The sequence below is a fragment of the Thiolapillus sp. genome, assembly GCF_048562965.1.
GTDB lineage: Bacteria > Pseudomonadota > Gammaproteobacteria > Chromatiales > Chromatiaceae > Thiolapillus > Thiolapillus brandeum_A.
In genome coordinates this window covers 1-2,955 of record NZ_JBHNMF010000407.1, presented here as the reverse complement: position 1 = coordinate 2,955, position 2,955 = coordinate 1, and the positions used below count along the sequence as shown (strand labels likewise).

Annotated in this window: 4 protein-coding genes; 3 read left to right on the top strand and 1 reads right to left on the bottom strand. The window is 43.2% G+C overall.

Translation table 11 applies throughout. The annotated features are described in order from the left end of the window. Positions 1-493: 493 nt before the first annotated feature. The 3 genes from ACOCD2_RS15550 to ACOCD2_RS15540 are packed head-to-tail and all read left to right on the top strand — an operon-like array spanning position 494 to position 2,647. A complete protein-coding gene (locus tag ACOCD2_RS15550; protein ID WP_419625774.1) occupies positions 494-1,009 on the top strand; it encodes a plasmid mobilization protein in 516 nt (171 codons plus the stop codon). A 1-nt stretch (position 1,010) separates the two neighbouring features. Then, complete coding sequence (locus ACOCD2_RS15545) at positions 1,011-1,697, top strand: Fic family protein (RefSeq protein WP_294117410.1); 687 nt, start codon at positions 1,011-1,013, stop codon at positions 1,695-1,697. Further along, a complete protein-coding gene (locus ACOCD2_RS15540) occupies positions 1,697-2,647 on the top strand; it encodes a relaxase/mobilization nuclease domain-containing protein (protein WP_293652682.1) in 951 nt (316 codons plus the stop codon). Before ACOCD2_RS15545 ends, ACOCD2_RS15540 begins: the two co-directional genes overlap by 1 nt. A 2-nt stretch (positions 2,648-2,649) precedes the next feature. On the opposite strand, the gene ACOCD2_RS15535 is transcribed toward ACOCD2_RS15540, so the two are convergent. Beyond that, the coding region (locus ACOCD2_RS15535) for a hypothetical protein (RefSeq protein WP_305803386.1) at positions 2,650-2,955 on the bottom strand (306 nt) is incomplete at its 5' end.

The following is a 2,955-nucleotide window of genomic DNA, read 5'->3' as shown; positions in this document are numbered from 1 at the left end:
CTACCAGCCTTCGCTTCGCTCTCCATGGCTGGCAGCGTTTGGATTGATTCTAAAACTTGTCGATCTTGAATAACATTAGAATTGGAACTGAGAATAGGCTTCTTCGGTTGGTTTCATAACACCTCTTTTTTGTATTGCACAATACACTTTTTAACGCCCCATTTTCTGGGTCAAGGAGAATCACGGAGGCTCCGCACCCGAAGCGTCAGCGTAGGGTGTGGATACCGTTATTGTCCTTGATGCAGAAAGTAGTTAATACCCTATTGGCAGGGGTTGGGATGTTTTTTAATCCCAAACCCTGCCACCCGGCGAGGGGCGGGGTTTGGGGCGGCGGCCCCAATAAAATAGACCAAAGACCAAAACTTCGTATATACGAAGTTTTTAGGGGGTGTGGGGACTAGGGCAGGATTCGTGTACCGCTTGTATTTACATGTTTTCATGTTAATATGTCCCCACTCCCCCCCCTTGACTTTTCACTATTTAAGGGATTTCAATGCTTAAAACAGAGGCAATACTTACAGAGCAAGAAAAAGCATCCCTTGTCACTTTTTGCAAAGCTCAAGGGATCACAGAAGCCGAACTGATACGAAGGCTTTTAAGAAAAATACTAGGCGGCAATACCGAGGATCAGGAGCCAATTAAAAAAAAGGGAAGCCAGAATTTCACCCTACGATTGGACGGGGAAGAAATTTACGAGATAGAGCAACGTGCGAAATCCGAAGGCTTCAGTTTTCGCACGGCTTGGGCGACCGCTGTTATTCGTCAGGCTTTGAAGGCAGTACCCGCATTGACCAAAGCGGATTCCATAGCACTGAGGGAATCAAACCGAGAACTGGCGGCGATTGGAAGAAACCTAAACCAAATAGCCAGGGCGGTGAATATCGAACTGGAAAACATCCGTTCCATTGATGCAAGGATTTTTCCTGAACTGAAAAACATCATCAACGACCACACTGAAGAGGTAGCAAGCTATGTTGCCGCATCAGCTAACCGATGGAGCATAAAATGAAATGACTGGAACCAACCGACAAAAGAAACACGCGCTTTTCATTGCCAACAAGATTCATTCCAGTCTTGTTTTCAATATGGCAAAGCTTGAGGGAAACCCTTTTACCTACCCTGAAATTAAAACGCTCCTGGATGGTGTAACCGTAGGTGGACACAAGCTTTCAGATCAAGAGCAGGTTTTGCGTATATCCAACGGCTGGAAAAAACTGATCCAACTGATAAAGAACGAAGAATTTAAGCTCAATAAAGAAACAGCTATAAACCTTAATGTCTGCATTGCAGAAGGTGAGGCACTGGCGGTGGGAGATTTTAGGGATGGTAATGTGCTCATTGGTGGAACCAGTTACATTCCACCAAAAGCCGAAAAACTCTATGCCCTATTTCAAGAATTGATCGACCGGACAAATTTAAAAAAATCACCCGATAATGCGTATGAGTTTTTTCTTCAATCAGCCGCTAATCAATTTTTCTGGGATGGCAACAAGCGAACAGGGCAATTAATGATGAATGGCTTATTGCTTGAATCAGGACACTTACCTGTATCAATTCCCGCGAGAAGCCAACTGCAATACAACCAAGCCATGATCCGATTTTATAACACTGGGGACATGGAGGAGATGAAAGATTTTCTGAATATCTGCGCTCAAGAAATAGCCGCGCCGTTTATTGATGAAGAACTGGAACGCTGATGGCGCGATCCACCGGATTCGATGATCTCGATGGTCTGTTTACAGATGATGTTCGTTTCAAAGTTGCTAAACAGCAAGGCGGGGCGACCAATCGAATCTCACGGATCACCAAAAGAACGCCAGAGGTCATGGTTAAAATATCGGGTTTTGGTAAAGGGCAAGCACACATTAAAGCGCACCTGGATTACATTGGGCGCAACGCAAAGTTAGAATTAGAAAATGAACGGGGAGAGATAATTTCAGAGAAAGGGGACATTAAGAATCTTTCAAAAGAATGGATGAACGACGCGGGAAAACGGAATAAAAACACCCGTGACACAACCAACATTGTTTTATCCATGCCGCCAGGGACAAATAGAAACAAAGTTAAAAACGCTTCCAGGGAATTTGCCAAAGCGCAATTTGCTGACAATCATCAATATGTTTTTGTGGCGCATGAAGATGAAAAACATCCTCATGTGCATTTGACTGTTAAAAACCTTGGCTTTGATGGAAGTAGGCTACACATAAAAAAGGGCGACCCTCAGAAATGGCGGGAGCAATTTGCGAAGGAGTTAAGAGTACAAGGCGTGGAAGCGGAAGCTACGCCCAGGCGGGTTCGAGGTGTCGTTAAAAAACCAACGAAACAGCCGATATTGCATATCAGAAAAAAGGGTAAGACCCCTTACACTGATAAAGCAAAAGTTGTTGAAGCCATGAAAAGTATGACTTCAGACAAGGTGATTCCAGAGCCTTGGAAAAAGACAATTACAGAACAACAGAAAACAATACGGGGTGCTTGGGCGGATTTAGCAAAATTCTTCGGTGGTGCTAATCCGAAAATGGCAAACCAGATAAAAGATTTTTTGGTGTCGATGCCAGAATTAACAACGCAAAATGATGAATTGAAAAAGCAATTACAAAGCCAGGGTAACATAAAGCAGATAAATGAAAGTGAGATTGAACGGTAATGCTACCGATCCAACTCCTGATCTTCATTTTTTAATCTCACGTCGGTGAATTTTCCTTTTTCGACTTTCTCGGCATATTTATCAATGGCGGCACTGACAAAGCGTTTTTGTGCGCTATCAGATTTAAGCCGATGTTCAGCAAAGGAGGTTGCCGCCTGTTTGGTCGCTATCGCATTATATATCACTGAGTCATTTGGATACTTTTTTAGTAAATCCTCATTACTCAACATGCGTATATCATCAGCTTTTAACTGATTAGCAGTTTTATCGTTATCTGTCATATCGATTGATATTTGTTGCTTCTCGAT